13 protein-coding genes are annotated in these 16,685 nt (G+C 44.5%); 5 read left to right on the top strand and 8 right to left on the bottom strand.

Translation table 11 applies throughout. From position 1 onward, the window contains the following. From tnpA to C4S61_RS17455, 7 genes are all read right to left on the bottom strand, one after another. Positions 1–241: IS200/IS605 family transposase (gene tnpA / locus C4S61_RS17420; protein ID WP_200820614.1), on the bottom strand; the 241-nt coding region annotated here is incomplete at its 3' end. A 1,134-nt stretch (positions 242–1,375) separates the two neighbouring features. After that, entirely contained in the window at positions 1,376–1,897 is a 522-nt protein-coding gene (locus C4S61_RS17430) for a hypothetical protein (protein ID WP_103926083.1), read from the bottom strand. A 117-nt stretch (positions 1,898–2,014) separates the two neighbouring features. Beyond that, entirely contained in the window at positions 2,015–2,239 is a 225-nt protein-coding gene (locus C4S61_RS17435; RefSeq protein WP_146064435.1) for a hypothetical protein, read from the bottom strand. Between the two features lie 9 nt (positions 2,240–2,248). Beyond that, on the bottom strand, positions 2,249–2,551 hold the full coding sequence (locus C4S61_RS17440; RefSeq protein WP_103926085.1) for a helix-turn-helix domain-containing protein: 303 nt from the start codon (positions 2,549–2,551) through the stop codon (positions 2,249–2,251). Beyond that, complete coding sequence (locus tag C4S61_RS17445) at positions 2,535–2,879, bottom strand: type II toxin-antitoxin system RelE/ParE family toxin (RefSeq protein ID WP_103926086.1); 345 nt, start codon at positions 2,877–2,879, stop codon at positions 2,535–2,537. The genes C4S61_RS17440 and C4S61_RS17445 overlap by 17 nt, the downstream gene beginning before the upstream one ends. Before the next feature lie 121 nt (positions 2,880–3,000). Beyond that, entirely contained in the window at positions 3,001–6,138 is a 3,138-nt protein-coding gene (locus tag C4S61_RS17450; protein WP_103926087.1) for a WD40/YVTN/BNR-like repeat-containing protein, read from the bottom strand. Between the two features lie 285 nt (positions 6,139–6,423). Continuing rightward, entirely contained in the window at positions 6,424–7,884 is a 1,461-nt protein-coding gene (locus C4S61_RS17455) for a DUF6600 domain-containing protein (RefSeq protein ID WP_103926088.1), read from the bottom strand. A 456-nt stretch (positions 7,885–8,340) separates the two neighbouring features. Between C4S61_RS17455 and C4S61_RS17460 the strand changes: the two genes are divergently transcribed. Next, positions 8,341–8,928 (top strand): hypothetical protein, encoded by a 588-nt coding sequence (locus C4S61_RS17460; protein WP_103926089.1) that lies wholly within the window; start codon positions 8,341–8,343, stop codon positions 8,926–8,928. 7 nt (positions 8,929–8,935) lie between these two features. Here the strand turns inward: C4S61_RS17460 and C4S61_RS17465 are convergent, their stop codons facing one another. Then, positions 8,936–9,505, bottom strand: coding sequence for a hypothetical protein (locus C4S61_RS17465; protein ID WP_103926090.1), 570 nt, complete (start codon positions 9,503–9,505; stop codon positions 8,936–8,938). 130 nt (positions 9,506–9,635) lie between these two features. On the opposite strand from C4S61_RS17465, the gene C4S61_RS17470 reads away from it, so the two are divergent. The 4 genes from C4S61_RS17470 (at position 9,636) to C4S61_RS17485 (ending at position 16,098) form a co-directional block, all read left to right on the top strand. Next, complete coding sequence (locus tag C4S61_RS17470; RefSeq protein WP_103926091.1) at positions 9,636–11,726, top strand: tetratricopeptide repeat-containing sensor histidine kinase; 2,091 nt, start codon at positions 9,636–9,638, stop codon at positions 11,724–11,726. Then, positions 11,723–12,463 (top strand): LytR/AlgR family response regulator transcription factor, encoded by a 741-nt coding sequence (locus tag C4S61_RS17475; RefSeq protein WP_103926092.1) that lies wholly within the window; start codon positions 11,723–11,725, stop codon positions 12,461–12,463. Before C4S61_RS17470 ends, C4S61_RS17475 begins: the two co-directional genes overlap by 4 nt. A gap of 95 nt (positions 12,464–12,558) precedes the next feature. After that, on the top strand, positions 12,559–14,937 hold the full coding sequence (locus tag C4S61_RS17480) for a TonB-dependent receptor (RefSeq protein WP_103926093.1): 2,379 nt from the start codon (positions 12,559–12,561) through the stop codon (positions 14,935–14,937). Beyond that, positions 14,938–16,098 carry a PepSY-associated TM helix domain-containing protein gene (locus C4S61_RS17485; RefSeq protein WP_103926094.1) on the top strand — a complete coding sequence of 387 codons (1,161 nt, stop codon included), beginning with the start codon at positions 14,938–14,940 and terminating at the stop codon, positions 16,096–16,098. Positions 16,099–16,685 lie beyond the last annotated feature (587 nt).

Consider the following 16,685-nt stretch of genomic DNA (forward strand, 5'->3'; position numbering starts at 1 on the left):
AACCGCTGGAGTAGGATTTTACATCTCGTACAAAGTCAGAAACAGAGAAAGTAGGGTGAATGTCAACCAGCATGTGAATGTGGTCTTCAATTCCGTTTATTTGAAAAAGTTTTGAATTTTTGTTCTTTACAATTCCCCAGATATAATTGTATACTTCTTTACAATGAAGATCATTAATCGTTTTTTCGGCTCCTTTAGTATGAAAAACGAGATGGTAGAATAACTGCCGGTACGAACTCATGAAAATTGATTCCTTATTGAATTGAATTTACAAAAAGTTGGGAGAGAAAGGAAAAGAATTTCACCCCTACGGGGCTATAGTCCTTTGCTTAGTGCTTTTACTACGGGCTGTACCCGCGGTCATGAATGGTTAGGCTACTTTTGAGCTGAGTCATCAATGCACAAGAGGTTTGATGGTACTTTGACTTTAGAGAAAATCCGAAGGATTATGACTTTTCATGACCTCTGGTGACTAAAAGGAGCCAGAGGTAAAGTTGATAGTAAGTCTTGAGAGCCTCGAAGGGGTGATTCTATGAAAGTAAGTGATAAGTTTCACCCCTACGGGGCTATAGTCCTGTGAATTAATGCTTTTACCACGGGCTGCACCCTCGGTCAAGAATGGTTAGGCTCCTTCGGAGCTAAGTCATCAATGCGCAAGAGGTTTGATGGTACTTTGACTTAGAGAAAATCCGAAGGATTGTGACCTTTCATGACCTCCGGTGACTGAAAGGAGCCGGAGGTAAAGTTGATGGTAAATCTTGAGAGTCCCGAAGGGATGATTCTATGAAAGTAAGTAATAAGTTTCACCCCTACGGGGCTATAGTCCTGTGACTTAATGCTGTTGCCACGGGCTTCACCCGCGGTCAAGAATGGTTAGGCTCCTTCGGAGCTAAGTCATCAATGCGCAAGAGGTTTGATGGTACTTTGACTTTAGAGAAAATCCGAAGGATTGTGACCTTTCATGACCTCCGGTGACTGAAAGGAGCCGGGGGTAAAGTTGATGGTAAATCTTGAGAGTCCCGAAGGGATGATTCTATGAAAGTAAGTAATAAGTTTCACCCCTACGGGGCTATAGTCCTGTGAATTAATGCTTTTACCACGGGCTGCACCCTCGGTCATGAATGGTTAGGCTCCTTCGGAGCTGAATTCCCAATTGGGTTAGTCAACTAGTCATTTGGAATGGTTGTATCGAATTACAGATTCGTTTTGATATAAAGGCAGGATTAAGCGTCAAAAAAGCTTAAGTGAAGCTTTTTAGTGAGAGGCTAGCGTGCAAGGCGGGCAATCTACGCTCAGTCCAGCGCCACACTACACTCAGATGGGAGTGTGACACCAAACGCCTAGACCATCGTTCAAACAGTTAGAAAAAACAGTTCTAATAAATACGATACCACAAACTAAGCCCGGCACTTGGAAAAATTGGAAATACAATTTCATCATTGTATTGTGGATTGGGTCCAATTTCTTTACTTCTACTTCTAATTCTCGTTATTATTCCTGCGTCAAGGCTAATTCCGATTCTTTTCGAAACATTAAAATCTCTACCAATTCTCGAATTAAATAGCCATGTCAAAGTTCTTAAGCTGGATGTTTCGTCCTTGTACAAAACCAAACCATTCCTTAAATACCATGGCTTTCTCGTACTGAGTTCGGCCTTTCCGGCAAAGTGATAAAAAAATTCACCGGTAAAAATCTCAGGCCTATTAGTTCCTCTTCTTTGAGCGAAGACTGTACCGATTCCAATGCCATATTGCATTTGATTTTTTTGAAAACGTAATCCAATATCAGAGGATTCATTAGGCCCAATTCCAATTGAAACATTCAGGCTTTTCCGATCTTGACCTAAACTTAGGTTTGAAAAGGAAATAAAAAGAAAGAGAAAAAGAAGGGGTTTCATAGTTAGGATCTATAATTAGTTTGGTTACTCCGCTTGGCAACGATTCTTCTCTGTATTTTTGAAGTTCAATTCCACCTTTATATCCCTACCTTTTTTATAATTGGTTAAATTATCAAATTACTTCACAAACAACACCCCAATCCCCTTCTCACTTGCCAACTTATTAAATGCCGGAACTGCTGTTTCGATCAGTCTTTTGCCTTCTGTTTCAAGTGGTTTCCATTGTTCCATCAGTTCGGTATAGCGGGCTTTGGTGCCTTCGTTGATCTTGGGAATACTACTTTCCCCATGGTTCATCATAAACATAAAGTTGGCGGTAAATTTGTTTAGGTGTTTTGCCAAAAGCCTTGTTTAAAGTTTGATTGAAAGTTCAAGTTGTCCGCCTAATCCGCGTTCGACAATTTTTTGAAGTGTCGATAGACGGACTTCCTTTAAATTATTTTCTATCCTTGAAATGTAGCCCTTGTTGGTTCCGCATTTTTCTGCGAGTTCTTCTTGAGTCATTCCTTTTTTTATTCGGGCCTGTTGGATTAGAAACCCGATTTTGAAAGCTTCATAACCCTTTTCAAATGCTTGCCGGTCGGGGGTTCCTTCTGGACCAAATTCTTCTTCAATGAATTGATCGAGGGTTTTGAGATTATCTTTCTTGCTCATATTCTTTTTTGATTCGAAGTGCTTTTTCAATTTCAGATTTGGGAGTCTTCTGTGACTTTTTTTGAAACCCATTTGCCAGAACAATTAATCTCCCTTCATCGAAGAAGCTGAAAATTCGAAATATGTCGCTTCCTTGTTGGATTCGGATTTCATAAAGTCCTTCCGTTCCTTCCAAATGTTTGAAGTAATCAGTCGGGATTTGCTTTTGGGTTTCGATAATTCTAAATGTCCAGAGAATCTTTTCTTTAACCTTCAGATTCTGATTTTTATAGAATTCACCGAAATAGTCTTTGTAGAAAGTGATAATCCGGATTTTTATCTCTCTCATACGTTACATAGTTATAAAAAGTTGTCCATTCGGACAACAAGTGATTGCGAATTAAAAATGTTTTGAACTCAAGCTTAAGCTCCAAAACATTAAGCTTGAGTTAATTTCCTGTTTTTTTTACCTATTTCACAAACAACACCCCAACTCCCTTTTCACCTGCCAGCTTATTAAATGCCGGAATGGCTGTTTCGATCAGTCTTTTTCCTTCTGTTTCCAGCGGTTTCCACTGGTCTATCAGCTCAGCATAGCGGGCTTTGGTGCCTTCGTTGATTTTTGGAATGCTGCTTTCGCCATGGTTCATCATAAACATAAAGTTGGCGGTGAACTTGTTGGGGAAGTTTTCCACGTCGTCGTAGGCGGTGGACTTGCGCTGTACCATGTCTTCATCCCAAGCCTTGAGTTCCTTCAGCAGTTTTTCACCTTCTTTTTTCAGGTCGGCATACTCCGCTTTGCCTTCCAGTTTTTTCAGCAGTTCGGCCACTTGATCCTGGTATGCTTTGGCTTTATTGACCGTTTCGTGCATGGTAGTCACTTCGGCTTCCAGCTGACTCATCCATTCGTGGTAGGCTTGATAATCGGCTGGGGTCAGATTGTACCCCGGAATGTCTTTGATCTCTCCTTTGGCTTCAGCTGTAATTCCTCCTCCGCTGAGACGAAGCGTGTAGGTGCCGGGAATGGCTTTGTGGCCCGCATAGTTTGATTCGATGTAGGCGTCCTTCACTCCGGGTACGGTGGGATAGCGCAGGTTCCAGACGAATCGGTTGAGGCCTTTACGGGTGGAAATTGTAGGCTCCGGAGCTGGTCCTCCATCCCAAGGGGTAAAGTCCGTGTCCTTTTTGGAACTGATCATTCGCACAAGATTGCCATTGGAATCCAAGACCTCCAATGTCAGTTCGGTACTATCTGCAAATTTCTCCGGCAAGTGATAGTAGATCACCATGCCATTGGCGGGGTTGTGTCCTTGGAATGGGTGCGTGCCAGTGAATCCATCCAGATTTCCTCCATTCATGCTGGAGTACCAGTTGCCCAAAAGTGCGATTTCCGGAGTGTAGAGCGTGATTTGGTCCACTTTTGGCTGGAGTTCACGGACGGCATTGAGTTCGTCGAGAATCCAATAGGATCGTCCGGCAGTCGCCACGATCAGATCATCATGGGCTATTTTCAGATCGGTAATCGGAGTGAGCGGGAGGTTGAGTTGGAAGGGATTCCAGTTGGCACCGCCGTCTTTGGAGAGGTATATGCCGGTTTCGGTACCGGCGAAAAGTAAGTTTTTAACCTTGGTATCTTCCCGTACCACTCGGGTAAAGGCGCCGTAAGGAATGCCTTTGGAGCTATTGGTCCAGGTCTTTCCGTAGTCGGTGGTCTTGTAGATCCCCGGGGTGTAATCGTTGAATTTGTATCGGGTGGTGGCGATATAGGCCGTGGCTGGATCATGTGGAGATACTTCTATCGCATTGACCAAGCATTCGGCAAGGCCTTTTGGCGTGACATTGGTCCAGGTTTTTCCTCCGTCTCGGGTAAGATGCACAAGTCCGTCATCACTTCCTGTCCAGATTACACCTTTTTCATGAGGGCTTTCCATTACATAGGCAATGGTGCCATAGTTCTCCGCACCTACGGCTTCATTGGTGTAAGGCACGCCGCCTTTTCCCTGCTTTTCCTTTTCATTTCGGGTCAGATCAGGAGAGACCTCCGTCCAGGTTTTGCCCCAATCCTGAGTTTTAAGCAGAACCTGTGCCCCATGGTAATAGGTATTGGGTTCGTACTGTGACCAAATGATGGGTGCGTTCCAGTTGAAGCGGTACTTCATGTCTTTGGCATCCATGCCAAGGTATTGAATAGGGGCGGCCATGATGTTGGTCGAGCCCTGTGTTTCCATATCGAGCACTTCGATCGTGCCCTGATAGCTTCCTCCAAGCACATATCTCGGATCATCCGGATCGAAAGCCAAGAAGGCGCTTTCTCCACCTGCGGAATAATTCCAATGCTCCTGCGTGATGCCTCCGCGACCCAAAGCCATGCTTGATATTACGACAGAAGTATTATCCTGCTGACCGCCGTAGATGCGATAGGGAAATTTATTGTCTGTGTTTATCCGGTACATCTGTGCAGTTGGCATATTGCTTTGAGTAGACCAGGTTTTACCGCCGTTGAAGGAAATAGATCCACCACCGTCATCGGCGAGGATCATATTGTTGGCGTTTTTGGGGTTGATCCAGAGATCGTGATAGTCCCCGTGCGGGCCGTCGATGTCCTCGAAAGTTTTGCCTCCATCAATAGATACTAAGAATGGAGCGCTTTGCACATAGACTTTGTGCTCGTTGATCGGATCGGCAAAAACCTCGATGTAGTACCAAGCCCGCTGGGTAAGCCGATTGCTTTTGTTGATGAGCGTCCAGCTTTCTCCTGCATCAGTGGACACGAATAGTCCACCCAAATCCTTTTCGGTATCACTTTCCACCAGGGCATAGACTTTATTTGAATTGGCTCTGGAGACGGAGATGGCCATTTTTCCTTTTTCCTCGGGCAAGCCTTTGTGGATTTTCTTCCAGGTTTTTCCCGAGTCAATGGACTTGTAGAGTCCGGAGCCCGGACCGCCGGACTTCACCTGCCAGGGGAATCGCTGATGTTCCCACATGGCAGCGTAGAGGATCTCGGGATAGTTCATATCCATGGAAAGTTCCACCGCGCCGGTCATGTTGTCTACAAAGAGGACTTTTTCCCAAGTTGCACCACCATCGATGGATTTGTAAACGCCACGATCCTCATTGGGAGCGTGAAGAGCGCCTTGAGCTGCGACAAAAAGCACATCGGGATTGGTTGGATGAATTTGAATTCGGGAGATATGTTGGGTTTTCTCCAAGCCAAGTTTTTTCCAGGTTTTGCCTGCATCGGTGGATTTGTAGACACCATCTCCATACGAGGTCATGACGCCGCGTGGGGCATGCTCACCCATGCCGACGTAGATAACGTTGGGATTGCTTTCGGCGACTGCGACAGCGCCAACCGAACCTGTGGTGAAAAATCCGTCGGAAATATTTTCCCAATGCTGTCCTGCATCCGAGGTTTTCCAGAGTCCCCCTCCGGTGGTGCCGAAGTAGTAGGTCAGCGGATCATTGACAACCCCGGTGGCTGCTACCGATCGACCGCCGCGAAAAGGGCCGATGTTTCGGTATTTTAATGGAAGAGAAGAATCGAAGGTTTGGGAATAGGAGGTGAGGCTGCTGAGTAGCAGCAAAAAGGAAAATATCTTTTTCATTGTAAAGCGGTGGTTTTGGATTCATAAGATATAGAAAAGACGAAAGAATTCAGAAGAAAATTTGTCCGATGTCGGATGACCGATGTCCGGTGATTTTCCGAGTCCTAATTATTTTGCCATTGGGGCATTTAGGGCATTAAGGATTGCCAGTTTCGCCGCGTAAAGATGGATGGCTCTTAATGCTCTAAATTTTCTTAAAGTTTTAAAAAATCAGAAAAGAAAGTATAAAAAAGGCATGAATCCTTTCGAATCCATGCCTTGGTAATAATTGGTTTAGTTTAATCTTTAATTTCCTCTGCCGCCACTTCTGATCGGTGTGCTGTTACTTCTACTTTGCGGGGCAGGCGCAGATTGCCTGGCCGGTGCAGAGGATTTTATCTGAGGAGATGAGGAGCGGCTTTGCTGCAATCTTGTCGGCTGAGAAACTTGGCTTCGAGATGGCTGGCTACTTCTCATCTGTGGAGCCTGAGATTTGGGAGCCTGCATTCTGGCAGGAGCTTGGACCCTCGCCGGAGCCTGTGCAGGTCTGGACTGCTGCACAGTACCACGGTTTGGCGCAGGCTGTTGTCTTCTCGATTCCACCCAATTCCTTTCATTCCCTGAGCGACTTGCCGGAGCAGTGGTTCGCTGATTCATAGTTGGAGTGATTCTCCTATCAGAAGATCTTGGCGGTACGGTCTGACGAGTCTCTGTCCTTTGAATCTGAGCAGGAGCGGTGCTTCTGATTCTCGAGTCATTGGGCATGGGTGTCACTTTTGGTCTATCTGATCCCTCATTTGCCGACGGCCTGGCAGATTTGCTTGGGGAAGTTCTTCCAGTCGTGAGATCTGAGTTTTGCGCAGCTCTTCTTGGGGATTCCAGTGTTCTTCCCGTCGAACCAGATCCAACAGATGAGTTTCGAGACGGAGCAATAGCGTTCAATTCTCTACTGCTTCTGGCGCTTTTTGCCTGCTCAGCTTCCAATACTCTGGAAGGTCTTGAACCAACACTTGTTCCTCTGGAATTCTGAATTTCAGGTCTGTACAAGTTCAGCGAGTTTTGGGAAACCGAAGCTCTGCCTGGGGCATCTGTATTTCTGACTTGATACACCGGTACATTACTTCGTGTGACTTGCTGTAATTCTCTTCGCGAAGGTCCGGTCACATAAGTCTGATTATTGTAGACGTAGGTATTGTTGATGACCGTGGTATTATTATAGATTTTCACACGGGTGCGGTAAGGTGCATAATATTGATAGGCATAGCGATGATAGATTCGGTGTCTTGGGAGAAATACCCAGTGGAAGACAGGGATATTTATTCTGACATTGATAAATGCACCCGGACCCAAAGGCGCCCAGCCATAGTAGCCACCGCCTGTTCTCCAATTCACCCAAGCCGGTCCCCATTCGTAACCGGGAATCCAAGCCCAGCTTTGGAAGTAGTCGTCAAAGTACCAACGTCCGTAGTGGAATGGTGCCCAGCCCCAATCGTAATAGGAAACCCAAGTGTTGCCGAACTCGGTCATTACCCAGTGACCTTGGGTGCCGTAGGGATGAAATCCATGCTCTACTGCCGGCAACCAAATGTAGCCGTATCGGGCATCTCTGACCCAGTCCCCATAGGGGGCAAGTTCATCGTAGAATATCTGAAAGCTTACACCTCGGTTGATAGTTGCTTCAGCTTTCTGAGGGGAAATCATGCTTGAAAGCATGACAATTCCCAGGGTGAAGAAGCCTAACCAGCGGGTACCAAAGTTCGTTTTCATAGTTTTGTGGTTTAGTAGTGGATTGGTAGAAGGGGATGGGTTGGGGCACTCAGTTTTTTTCAGTTTGAGATAGTTTATATTCGTTAATTAGGTAGATGCAAGTTTGGTCAAGAGGGTTGCATGGGTTTAGCAGCTAATTCAATAAGTTTTAGAAATTTATTCGAAAAACCCCTGAATAAAGTTTTGTAAATTTTTAAAATACCCTAATATAATTTCAACTTATTAAAATATTTTATAAAAGGTGACTAGAGAATAATGAAATTTAAACAAACACTATTTTTATTATTCGAAATAAAGTCCTTGGGGATGGTGGTCTTGATGCTATTTTTTAAAAAGTTGGCTTTAGAAGTATTTCAAATAAATCAAGATTTGATTCAAAAAATAGGTTTTTCAAGTCGCTGAATAAGTCGGTGATTCATTTTATCCGGTCTCTTTTTAGCTTTTCCGGAAAAAACGATGAGCAGGTTTTTCAAATTTTCCGCCCTTTGGTTATTGTCATTGTTCGTGTTTTCCTGTGGCAATTCAACAGAAGATCAACAGCCACAGACCGAAGGCTTTATCCGATTCAAAGTGGATGGAGTTCAAAAGGAATTCAAAGCCAACCCAATGACACCGATGTCCTTCAGCTTTGATTCCAATGGTCCGGCGTACAATGCCATTCTTCAGGTCTTAGGACCCGGAAGTACCGGCACAAGTAATTTTGTACAGTTTAATGTCTGGAATGAAAAAATCTTCGAAACAAATGTGGATTATCAGATGCAACAGTCCGTTTCCTATCGGGGAGCAGCAATAGCCCGGATCAATTTTACTTATTCAGATGAACAGGGACAATTGTATAATGCTGTTTTGTTAAAGCAAAATCTCCCGAATATTGAGGTCAAAAATGATGCGACCGTTCGGTTTACCAAAATCACCAACGATTGGGCAGAGGGGACTTTTACAGCGATTTTGATCGGTCCGGTCACTACCTCTGGTATTGGTAATCAGGAGCGGAGTATCTCAGAGGGTCAGTTCAGCATCAAACTGGTAAACCTGACCCCCTGAACTCGTTTCAGAATTTCAAAGAAATCCCCAGGTTGAGATAGGCCACGCCGTAACCCAATTCAGCAAAAGCGGCCAAATTGTCACTGAAATAATACCTGGCTCCTGCAAAAAGGGTCAAACCTGCTGCATTTCCAAAGTTTCCTGTGTTGCCGCTATTAAAGCCTGAATTATCCTCGTAGCTGTAGTTAAGTAAGTTGTAGCTTGCCATCAATCCGGCATAGAGGTCTAGATTTTCTTTATCGATCCCCGTAAAATGCATGATCCCTCTGACCCCAATGATGGTATAATTCCACTTGGATTTGGATTCGAGGGTTCCTGAATTGGTCTCCAAGCTGAAACTTTTGTAGCCTACATAGCCACCTAGACCTATTATTCCGACATTTCCGGCCTCTGCAATTCCCTGTTCATACATCAGGCTTATCCCCGGTATTTGGGTGCTGTAGTCAAAACTACCCAATGAGCTGCCGATGCCGATTCCCAAAGAGGCAACTTTGGTGCCTTTTTCAAAAGATTGTGACCATGCAGAGCCCGTGCTCAATAGGATCAGTACAATGAATAAATAGTTGAAATTTTTCATAGGAATAAGATTTTTCAAGGGAAGTTATTTTTTGTCCTATGATTTTGCTTTCCTGATTTATTTACCGTGGTATTTCCCTTATTTCCTGTTGTTTATTGGTCATTTTCTGTAAAATTTCCCTAAATTTTTGATGTCTATTTTCCTGCCGATGAAGTCATTGCCTTTTTTTATCCTTCTGATACTTTTTGTTTCTCCTGCTTGGAGTCAAAAGCAAATTGACTCACTCCAAATTGAACTGAGAAAATCCGGCCTGCCTGATAGTTCCCGGGTGGATATTTTTAATGATCTCTCATTTTACTACGCTGGGATTGATCCAAAAATTGGTCTTAGCTACTCAGATTCGGCTTTTTCTCTAGCAAAGGGTCTGGGATGGGAAGCCCGGGCCACTACAGCAGTAAATAATAAGGGGGTAAACTATTGGTATCAGGGAGAGGACTCCCTGGCGCTTCAGGCTTATCAGACAGTACTTGCAGCTCATCAAAAAACCGGTAACCGTAAGGGTCAGGCCAGCGCCACCAATAATATCGCTTTGATCAGATACAATCAGGGAGATTACCGGGGTGCACTCGAAAATCACGAAAATGCAACGGTTATTTTTCAGGAATTGGGCTTGAGAAAGAATATCCTGAATAGTCAAATGAATACCGGTGTCGTGTTTCTGGCTTTGGCGGACTATCCCAAGGCTTTGGAGTATTTCCTGAAGGCACTCAGCCAAACCGAAGAATCTGATACTTGGGAAAGGGGAAATCTCTTCACCAATCTCGGCCTGGTTTACAAGAATCTGAATGAACTTGAGGATTCTGAAGCTTATCACCGTAAAGCAATCGAACACTATCGAAAAGAAGGATACAAGCAGATGGAAGCCAGTTCTATGGGGAATCTGGGTGCGATCCTTCAAATTCAGGGTAAAAATGAAGAAGCGGAGAATTTGTTTTTTGATGCACTGAAGCTGAACAAAGAAATCGGCAACAAGCGAAGGATTGCCTCGGACTTTACAGCTTTGGGGAGTCTTTTTGCGGAGATTAAGGATTTTGTTAAAGCTAAAAGCTACTTGGATAGCGCTGCCAACTTCTATTCAGGAATTGGTGAAAAATTGGCTTTGTCCACTGTACTGCTCCAGTTGGCCAGTCTTGAAAAAGGAGGATTTTCCTTAGAAAATCTGTCAAAAGCACTTGAATTGGAGCAAAAAGCACTTACTCTGGCACAGGAAACGGAGTCTTTGGAGGCACAGCGTTCTGCTTGGAAGGCTCTGGCCGAAACTCAAAAGGCACGAGGAGCGTACAGGGCTTCTCTGGAGGCATACCAGAATTTCCAGGCTTTTCAGGACAGTATTTTCAATAATGAAAATGAGAAAAAGCTGCTCAGTTTACGGATCGGCTATGAATTTGAAACGCGAGAAAAGAAATTGACCGCCGAGTTTGAGTCAGAAAAACAGTTGCTTCAATTAGAGAAGGAAAGTGAACGGCTGAGAGCTAGCCTTTATCTGATTGGCATCGGAGTAGTCTTGCTGATTGGTGGTGGGGTGTTTTGGGGCTTCCGATATCAGGCGAAGAATAAGCGACTGAAGCTGGAATCTGAATTTAGGGCACAGATGGCTGAGCTCGAACTGAAAGCGCTCAAAGCGCAAATGAATCCGCATTTTATCTTTAATGCACTGAGTTCGATCAGTAACTTTTTACTCAAAAATCAAGCTGAAGAAGCCGACCGATATCTTACGCGATTTTCCCGTTTGATTCGGAGAATTCTGGAATATTCGGAAGTCAAGGAGATTTCGCTGAGTGAAGAAATAAGCCTGCTTCAGGATTACATATCCATCGAAGCAATGCGCTTGGGAAAGGAAGTGGATTTTGAAATTCAAATTGGCGAAGGTGTGGACCAAACACGTTTGATGATTCCTCCTTTGTTATTGCAGCCTTTGGTCGAAAATAGCATCTGGCATGGAATCGCCCATATTCAAGAATCCGGCTTGATTACGCTCAAAGTCCATCAGCAGGAAAACTCCTGTCTTTTGGTGTTGCGGGATAACGGTTCGGGAATGAAGGAGTTTGTCGAAATTCCTGAAAAGCACCAATCCATGGGAATGAACCTGGTGAAAAATCGCCTGGAAACCTTAAACTTGGGCAGTAAAAATTCGCCATGGAGTATTTTTTGGGAGAACCTTTCTCCCGGATTTGAAGTCCGACTGACACTTTCTCAACCTAATTCTGTCCCAACCCTATGATGCATTGTGTTATCGTCGAAGATGAGCCTCATAGTGCTGAGCGACTTCTGATTTTATTGGGAAAGAATCACTCCCGGCAGATTACCGTTGATAAATGGCTGAAAACTCCGGATGAAGTTCTTGAGTATTTGGGCAAAAACACGCCTGATCTGGTGTTTTTTGATGTGGAAATCAAAGACCAGACGGCATTTGAGTTGATGAGCCAACTCCCGAAAATTGACTTCAAGGTGATTTTTACCACCGCTCATCAGGAATATGCACTGAAGGCGATCAAAGTGTCGGCTTTGGATTACCTGCTTAAACCCATCGATCAAACAGAGCTGGCTGAAGCCATTCAAAAAGTGGAAAAAAGCCTTTCGGGTTCAGATTCAATCAGACAGATGATGGATTTGATTTTGGACTTAAAAAAGGATAAAGTGCCACCAAAAATCGGACTTCCGACACTTTTTGGACAGGAATATGTGACTCCTGAGGAGATTATCCGCTGTCAGGCCGATGTGAATTATACGCATATTTTCCTCAAGGACGGAAGAAAGCTCACCGTGGCTAAGACGCTCAAGGAATATGAGTCAATTCTGGCAGTTCATGGTTTTTTTCGAGTCCATAATTCCCACCTGGTCAACCTTCGGGAGGTCAAGTTTTACAATAAGGGTAAGGGCGGTTTTTTGATCCTCAAAGATGGGGCTGAGGTGGAAGTAGCCTCCAGACGAAAGGAAGCCTTGCTTCGGGTTTTATAAAAAAATATCAACTTATTATTCAGATCAATTCTAAATAATTTGTTTAGAATTGATCTAATTAATAGGTTTGCGTCATCAAAGGAATTTTCAATCAAATGAACCGCAAACCTATACTGCTTACACTCGCTTTTGCTCTGATTACGATCTTGAGCCATGCACAAAACGCCATCCTCAAAGGCCAAGTGACCACAGCTGACAATCAACCCCTGGAGTTTGTCAATGTCGGAATCAAAGGCCAATCTAAAGGTGCTACTACAGACCGATATGGTCGGTATGAAATCAAAAATGTAGAAGCTGGCACTTATACCGTTTTCGCCTCTTTTGTAGGGCTCGAAAAGCAGGAAGCCAGCATCACGATCAGTGCTGGGGAAACTGCTACACTCAATTTCTCGGTAAAGGAAAGTTCCACTGACCTTTCGGAAGTCGTCGTTACTGATTTTTCTTCCAATCGATTTTATTCTGACTCCAGCTTTACGGTAGGAAAACTGCCCCTTCGGGATCTGGAAAACCCTCAGGTATATCATTCAATCTCCGGTAGACTACTACGCGAGCAAGTGGCTACCAGCATGAATGATGCTATGAAAAATGCCACAGGAGTTACCCGACTTTGGGAATCTACCGGACGCGGAGGGGATGGTGCCGAATATTATTCCATGCGGGGTTTTTCGATACAGCCTACCTTGGTCAACGGTATGCCAAATGTCAATAACAGCGCACTTGATCCGGCCAATATCGAAACCATTGACGTGGTGAAGGGACCATCCGGGACACTTTTCGGTAGTGCGGTCATTTCTTATGGAGGATTGATCAACATCACCACCAAAAAACCATTTGACTTATTCAAAGGCGAGGTGGGATTCATTACGGGAAGTTTTGGGATGAACCGCCTTACTGCCGATGTCAATGTGCCATTGAGTGAAGCGACTGCCATTCGGGTCAATACTGCCTATCAGTCCCAAAATACTTTTCAGGATGCGGGAAACAGAAGCTCTTTCTTCATTGCACCCTCATTCAAGTTTCAGGCTTCCGAGCGACTTACTTTTTTGATCAATACGGAGTTTTTGGAAGCGCAGTCCGTCAATGCACCGATGATCTTCCTGAATCGAAATGCCACCCTGAAATTTGACAACATTGCGCCCTTTCGGGCAAATTATGAACGGTCCTTCACCGGAAATGACCTGAGTATCCGCAATCCCAGCTATGGCATCCAGGCACAGGCTTTTTACAAGCTTAATCCCAATTGGACCTCACAGACGGTGATTTCCAGAAGTTCCACCAAAACTTCTGGGTACTACCACTACCTTTTTGATGCCGGAGATGGGGATTCTTTCACCCGTTTTATCTCCGACCGAAATGGACAGACCCACACTACAGACATTCAGCAGAATTTCATCGGAGATTTCACCATCGGGCAATTCAGAAACCGGATGATCGTGGGCTTGGATTATTATGACCAAAGCATTTTCAACGGAAGCACCGGTTGGGTAGCCAACGGTTCTGTTAAACTTTCCGACGGAAGTGACTCGGGGGTTTTGACTCGCGCCGGGGTGGATGATTTGCTCCGCAATTCTTTCGAAGGAAATTCCACCGGAAAGAGCACCGTAATCAGTGCATACATCTCCGATGTGATCAACCTACGTTCAAACCTTTCCGTGTTGGCCAGCCTGAGAGCGGACCGATTTGAAGGGAAAACCGATTATTGGATTGAAGAAGAGGTGCAAAGTCAGACGGCCTTGTCTCCTAAGCTTGGGGTAGTGTACCAGCCGATAGAGGACAAAGTTTCAGTCTTTGCAAACTACATGAATGGATTCGTAAATGTCGCTCCGCGCACGGTGGCTAATGTCGACGGATCAAACCCACGGCTTCAGGCTTTTGATCCTGAGCAGGCAAATCAGTTTGAATTTGGTGTGAAAGCCAACTTGTTGGATGATCGCCTCGCCGCCACTGCCAGCTACTATGATATTCGGGTCAAAAACCGCCTGATCAATGATCCGGACAACATCAACAATACCCTCCAGGCCGGTGAGGTAGAAAGTAAGGGCTTTGAATTTTCGCTGATCGCATCTCCTGCCGAAGGATTGAGTGTGATTGCAGGTTATTCAAATAATTCCGCGAAAGTCACCAAAGACAATCCTGTCAACGGATACTTGGGTTTGAGACCGGAGGAAGCCGGCCCAGAGGAATTGATCAATTTCTGGACGAGTTACTCTATCCCTACAGGAAGTCTGAAAGGGTTTGGGATTGGCTTCGGTGGAAATGCAGCCTCCGAGCACCTGACCTTAAACCGGTCAAATGGTACCTTTACCATTCCGGCATATCAAGTTTTCAACGCGGCGATCTCTTACACCAGCAGCCAGTATTTACTTGCATTTAAGGTCAATAACCTGAGCAACGAATACTATTTCTCCGGCTGGTCTACCGTGACTTCGCAGAATTTAAGAAATGTGGCACTCAGCTTTAACTACCGATTCTAAATGAACCTCAAGCGTTGGATAGGAAAAATTCACCTCTGGCTCGGACTTTCGTCCGGGCTTGTGGTGTTTATTGTGGCTATTACCGGCTGTATTTATGCGTTTCAATCGGAGATTCAGGACCTAATTCAGCCTTACCGATTTGTGGAAAAAACCGGAGAAACCATCCTACCTCCTTCGGAAATCTGGAAAAGGGCCGATGTAGCACTTCCGGGCAAGCAGCTGCATGGAATCCTTTACCCTCAGGTTGAAAATCGTGCAGCTCAGGCTATTTACTACAGCTTTGAGGATCATTACTATTATTTTGTTTATGTCAATCAGTTTACCGGAGAGGTTCAGAAAGTAAAAGATGAGTTTGCTGATTTCTTTCGTTTGGTGCTTGACGGGCATTTTTACCTTTGGCTCCCTGCGGAAATCGGACAGCCGGTGGTAGCCTCATTTACGCTGATCTTTTTGTTGATGGTGATTTCGGGTTTGATTCTGTGGTGGCCCAAAAAGAAAAAAGGAGCTGAGAAAAGCTTTAAAATCCGCTGGGATGCCCGCTGGAGAAGGAAGAACTATGACTTGCACCAAGTGTTGGGATTTTATGTGATGATTTTTGCCCTGGTTTTTGCTTTGACAGGCTTGGTGTGGGGCTTCACCTGGTTTCGAGACGGGTATTACGCAGCGACTACAGGAGGGGATAAGTTTGTGGAATATTACGCGCCACTTTCTGATTCCACCCAACAGTATTCCGGCGAAATGCCAGGGATCGATCAGGTTTGGCTAAAAATGCGATCGGAATATCCCGATGCCGAATGGATCGAAGTTCACCCGCCGGACTATGAGCATGGATCCTACGCAGCCAATTCCAATCCTGATGCTTCGACCTTATGGAAAATGGACTATCGCTATTTTGATCAATATACCTTGGAGGAATTGCCGGTGGATCATGTTTGGAATAGATTCCATGAAGCCAGTTTTGGCGACAAGTTGCAAAGGATGAATTACGATATTCATGTGGGAGCGATCGGTGGACTGGCGGGTAAAACCCTGGCTTTTTTTCTCAGTGCGATCATAGCTTCGCTGCCTGTTACCGGATTTTTGATTTGGTGGGGGAGAAGGAAAAAGTCCAAGAAAAAACAGGTTGTTTTTAGCGAAGAAAAGATACTTGAGCGGGTTTGAAGTGGGTTTTTAGAATGCTGCAGATTCACAGATTTTATTCATCTCATCTGCGCATCTGTCTGCCTCAAGCAGGTCTGGGTCAAATCATTTTAAATTTTCCAATTTGAAATGGTTCATATCCAAAGTCTTGAACCGAGTGTTACAAAAGCTTTAGCTTTTCTCTGTGCCTTCAAAAAGCATTGAAATGAAGGAAGGGATTGAAGAGATGTTCAATCTTAATCCCTGAACTGGTTACTTTCTTTTTCTTTGCGGTAAAAAAAAGTGACATCTAATTCCACGGCAGTCTGAAGACTGCATCATGGAGGGTTTGTGTCTTCAATGACTGGAATCTTTTGAACCATTAAGGGACTGAAGAAAATTAAGAAGTGCAGGTCAAAGGCTTAGTTTTACTTTTCAGGCTATACAATTTCAAAATCTTAATACCCTTAATTTCTTAATGTTAAAAAAATAAACAGTTCAGTTAGTGTGAGTTTTAAGACCGAAATTCTATTTAAAAGCTTTGGCTTTTCTCTGTGCCTTCAAAAAGGATTGAAATGAAGGAAGGGATTGAAGAGCTGTTCAATCTCAATCCCTGAACTAGTTACTTT

This window comes from Algoriphagus boritolerans DSM 17298 = JCM 18970, from assembly GCF_900108085.1.
GTDB lineage: Bacteria > Bacteroidota > Bacteroidia > Cytophagales > Cyclobacteriaceae > Algoriphagus > Algoriphagus boritolerans.

Excerpts from the sequence above, each read along its gene's own strand:
- C4S61_RS17430 (WP_103926083.1), bottom strand. The coding sequence starts at position 1,897 with ATGAAACCCCTTCTTTTTCTCTTTCTTTTTATTTCCTTTTCAAACCTA.
- C4S61_RS17480 (WP_103926093.1), top strand. The coding sequence starts at position 12,559 with ATGAACCGCAAACCTATACTGCTTACACTCGCTTTTGCTCTGATTACG.
- C4S61_RS17475 (WP_103926092.1), top strand. The coding sequence starts at position 11,723 with ATGATGCATTGTGTTATCGTCGAAGATGAGCCTCATAGTGCTGAGCGA.
- C4S61_RS17485 (WP_103926094.1), top strand. The coding sequence starts at position 14,938 with ATGAACCTCAAGCGTTGGATAGGAAAAATTCACCTCTGGCTCGGACTT.
- C4S61_RS17465 (WP_103926090.1), bottom strand. The coding sequence starts at position 9,505 with ATGAAAAATTTCAACTATTTATTCATTGTACTGATCCTATTGAGCACG.
- C4S61_RS17460 (WP_103926089.1), top strand. The coding sequence starts at position 8,341 with ATGAGCAGGTTTTTCAAATTTTCCGCCCTTTGGTTATTGTCATTGTTC.
- C4S61_RS17470 (WP_103926091.1), top strand. The coding sequence starts at position 9,636 with ATGTCTATTTTCCTGCCGATGAAGTCATTGCCTTTTTTTATCCTTCTG.
- C4S61_RS17445 (WP_103926086.1), bottom strand. The coding sequence starts at position 2,879 with ATGAGAGAGATAAAAATCCGGATTATCACTTTCTACAAAGACTATTTC.
- C4S61_RS17440 (WP_103926085.1), bottom strand. The coding sequence starts at position 2,551 with ATGAGCAAGAAAGATAATCTCAAAACCCTCGATCAATTCATTGAAGAA.
- C4S61_RS17455 (WP_103926088.1), bottom strand. The coding sequence starts at position 7,884 with ATGAAAACGAACTTTGGTACCCGCTGGTTAGGCTTCTTCACCCTGGGA.
- C4S61_RS17450 (WP_103926087.1), bottom strand. The coding sequence starts at position 6,138 with ATGAAAAAGATATTTTCCTTTTTGCTGCTACTCAGCAGCCTCACCTCC.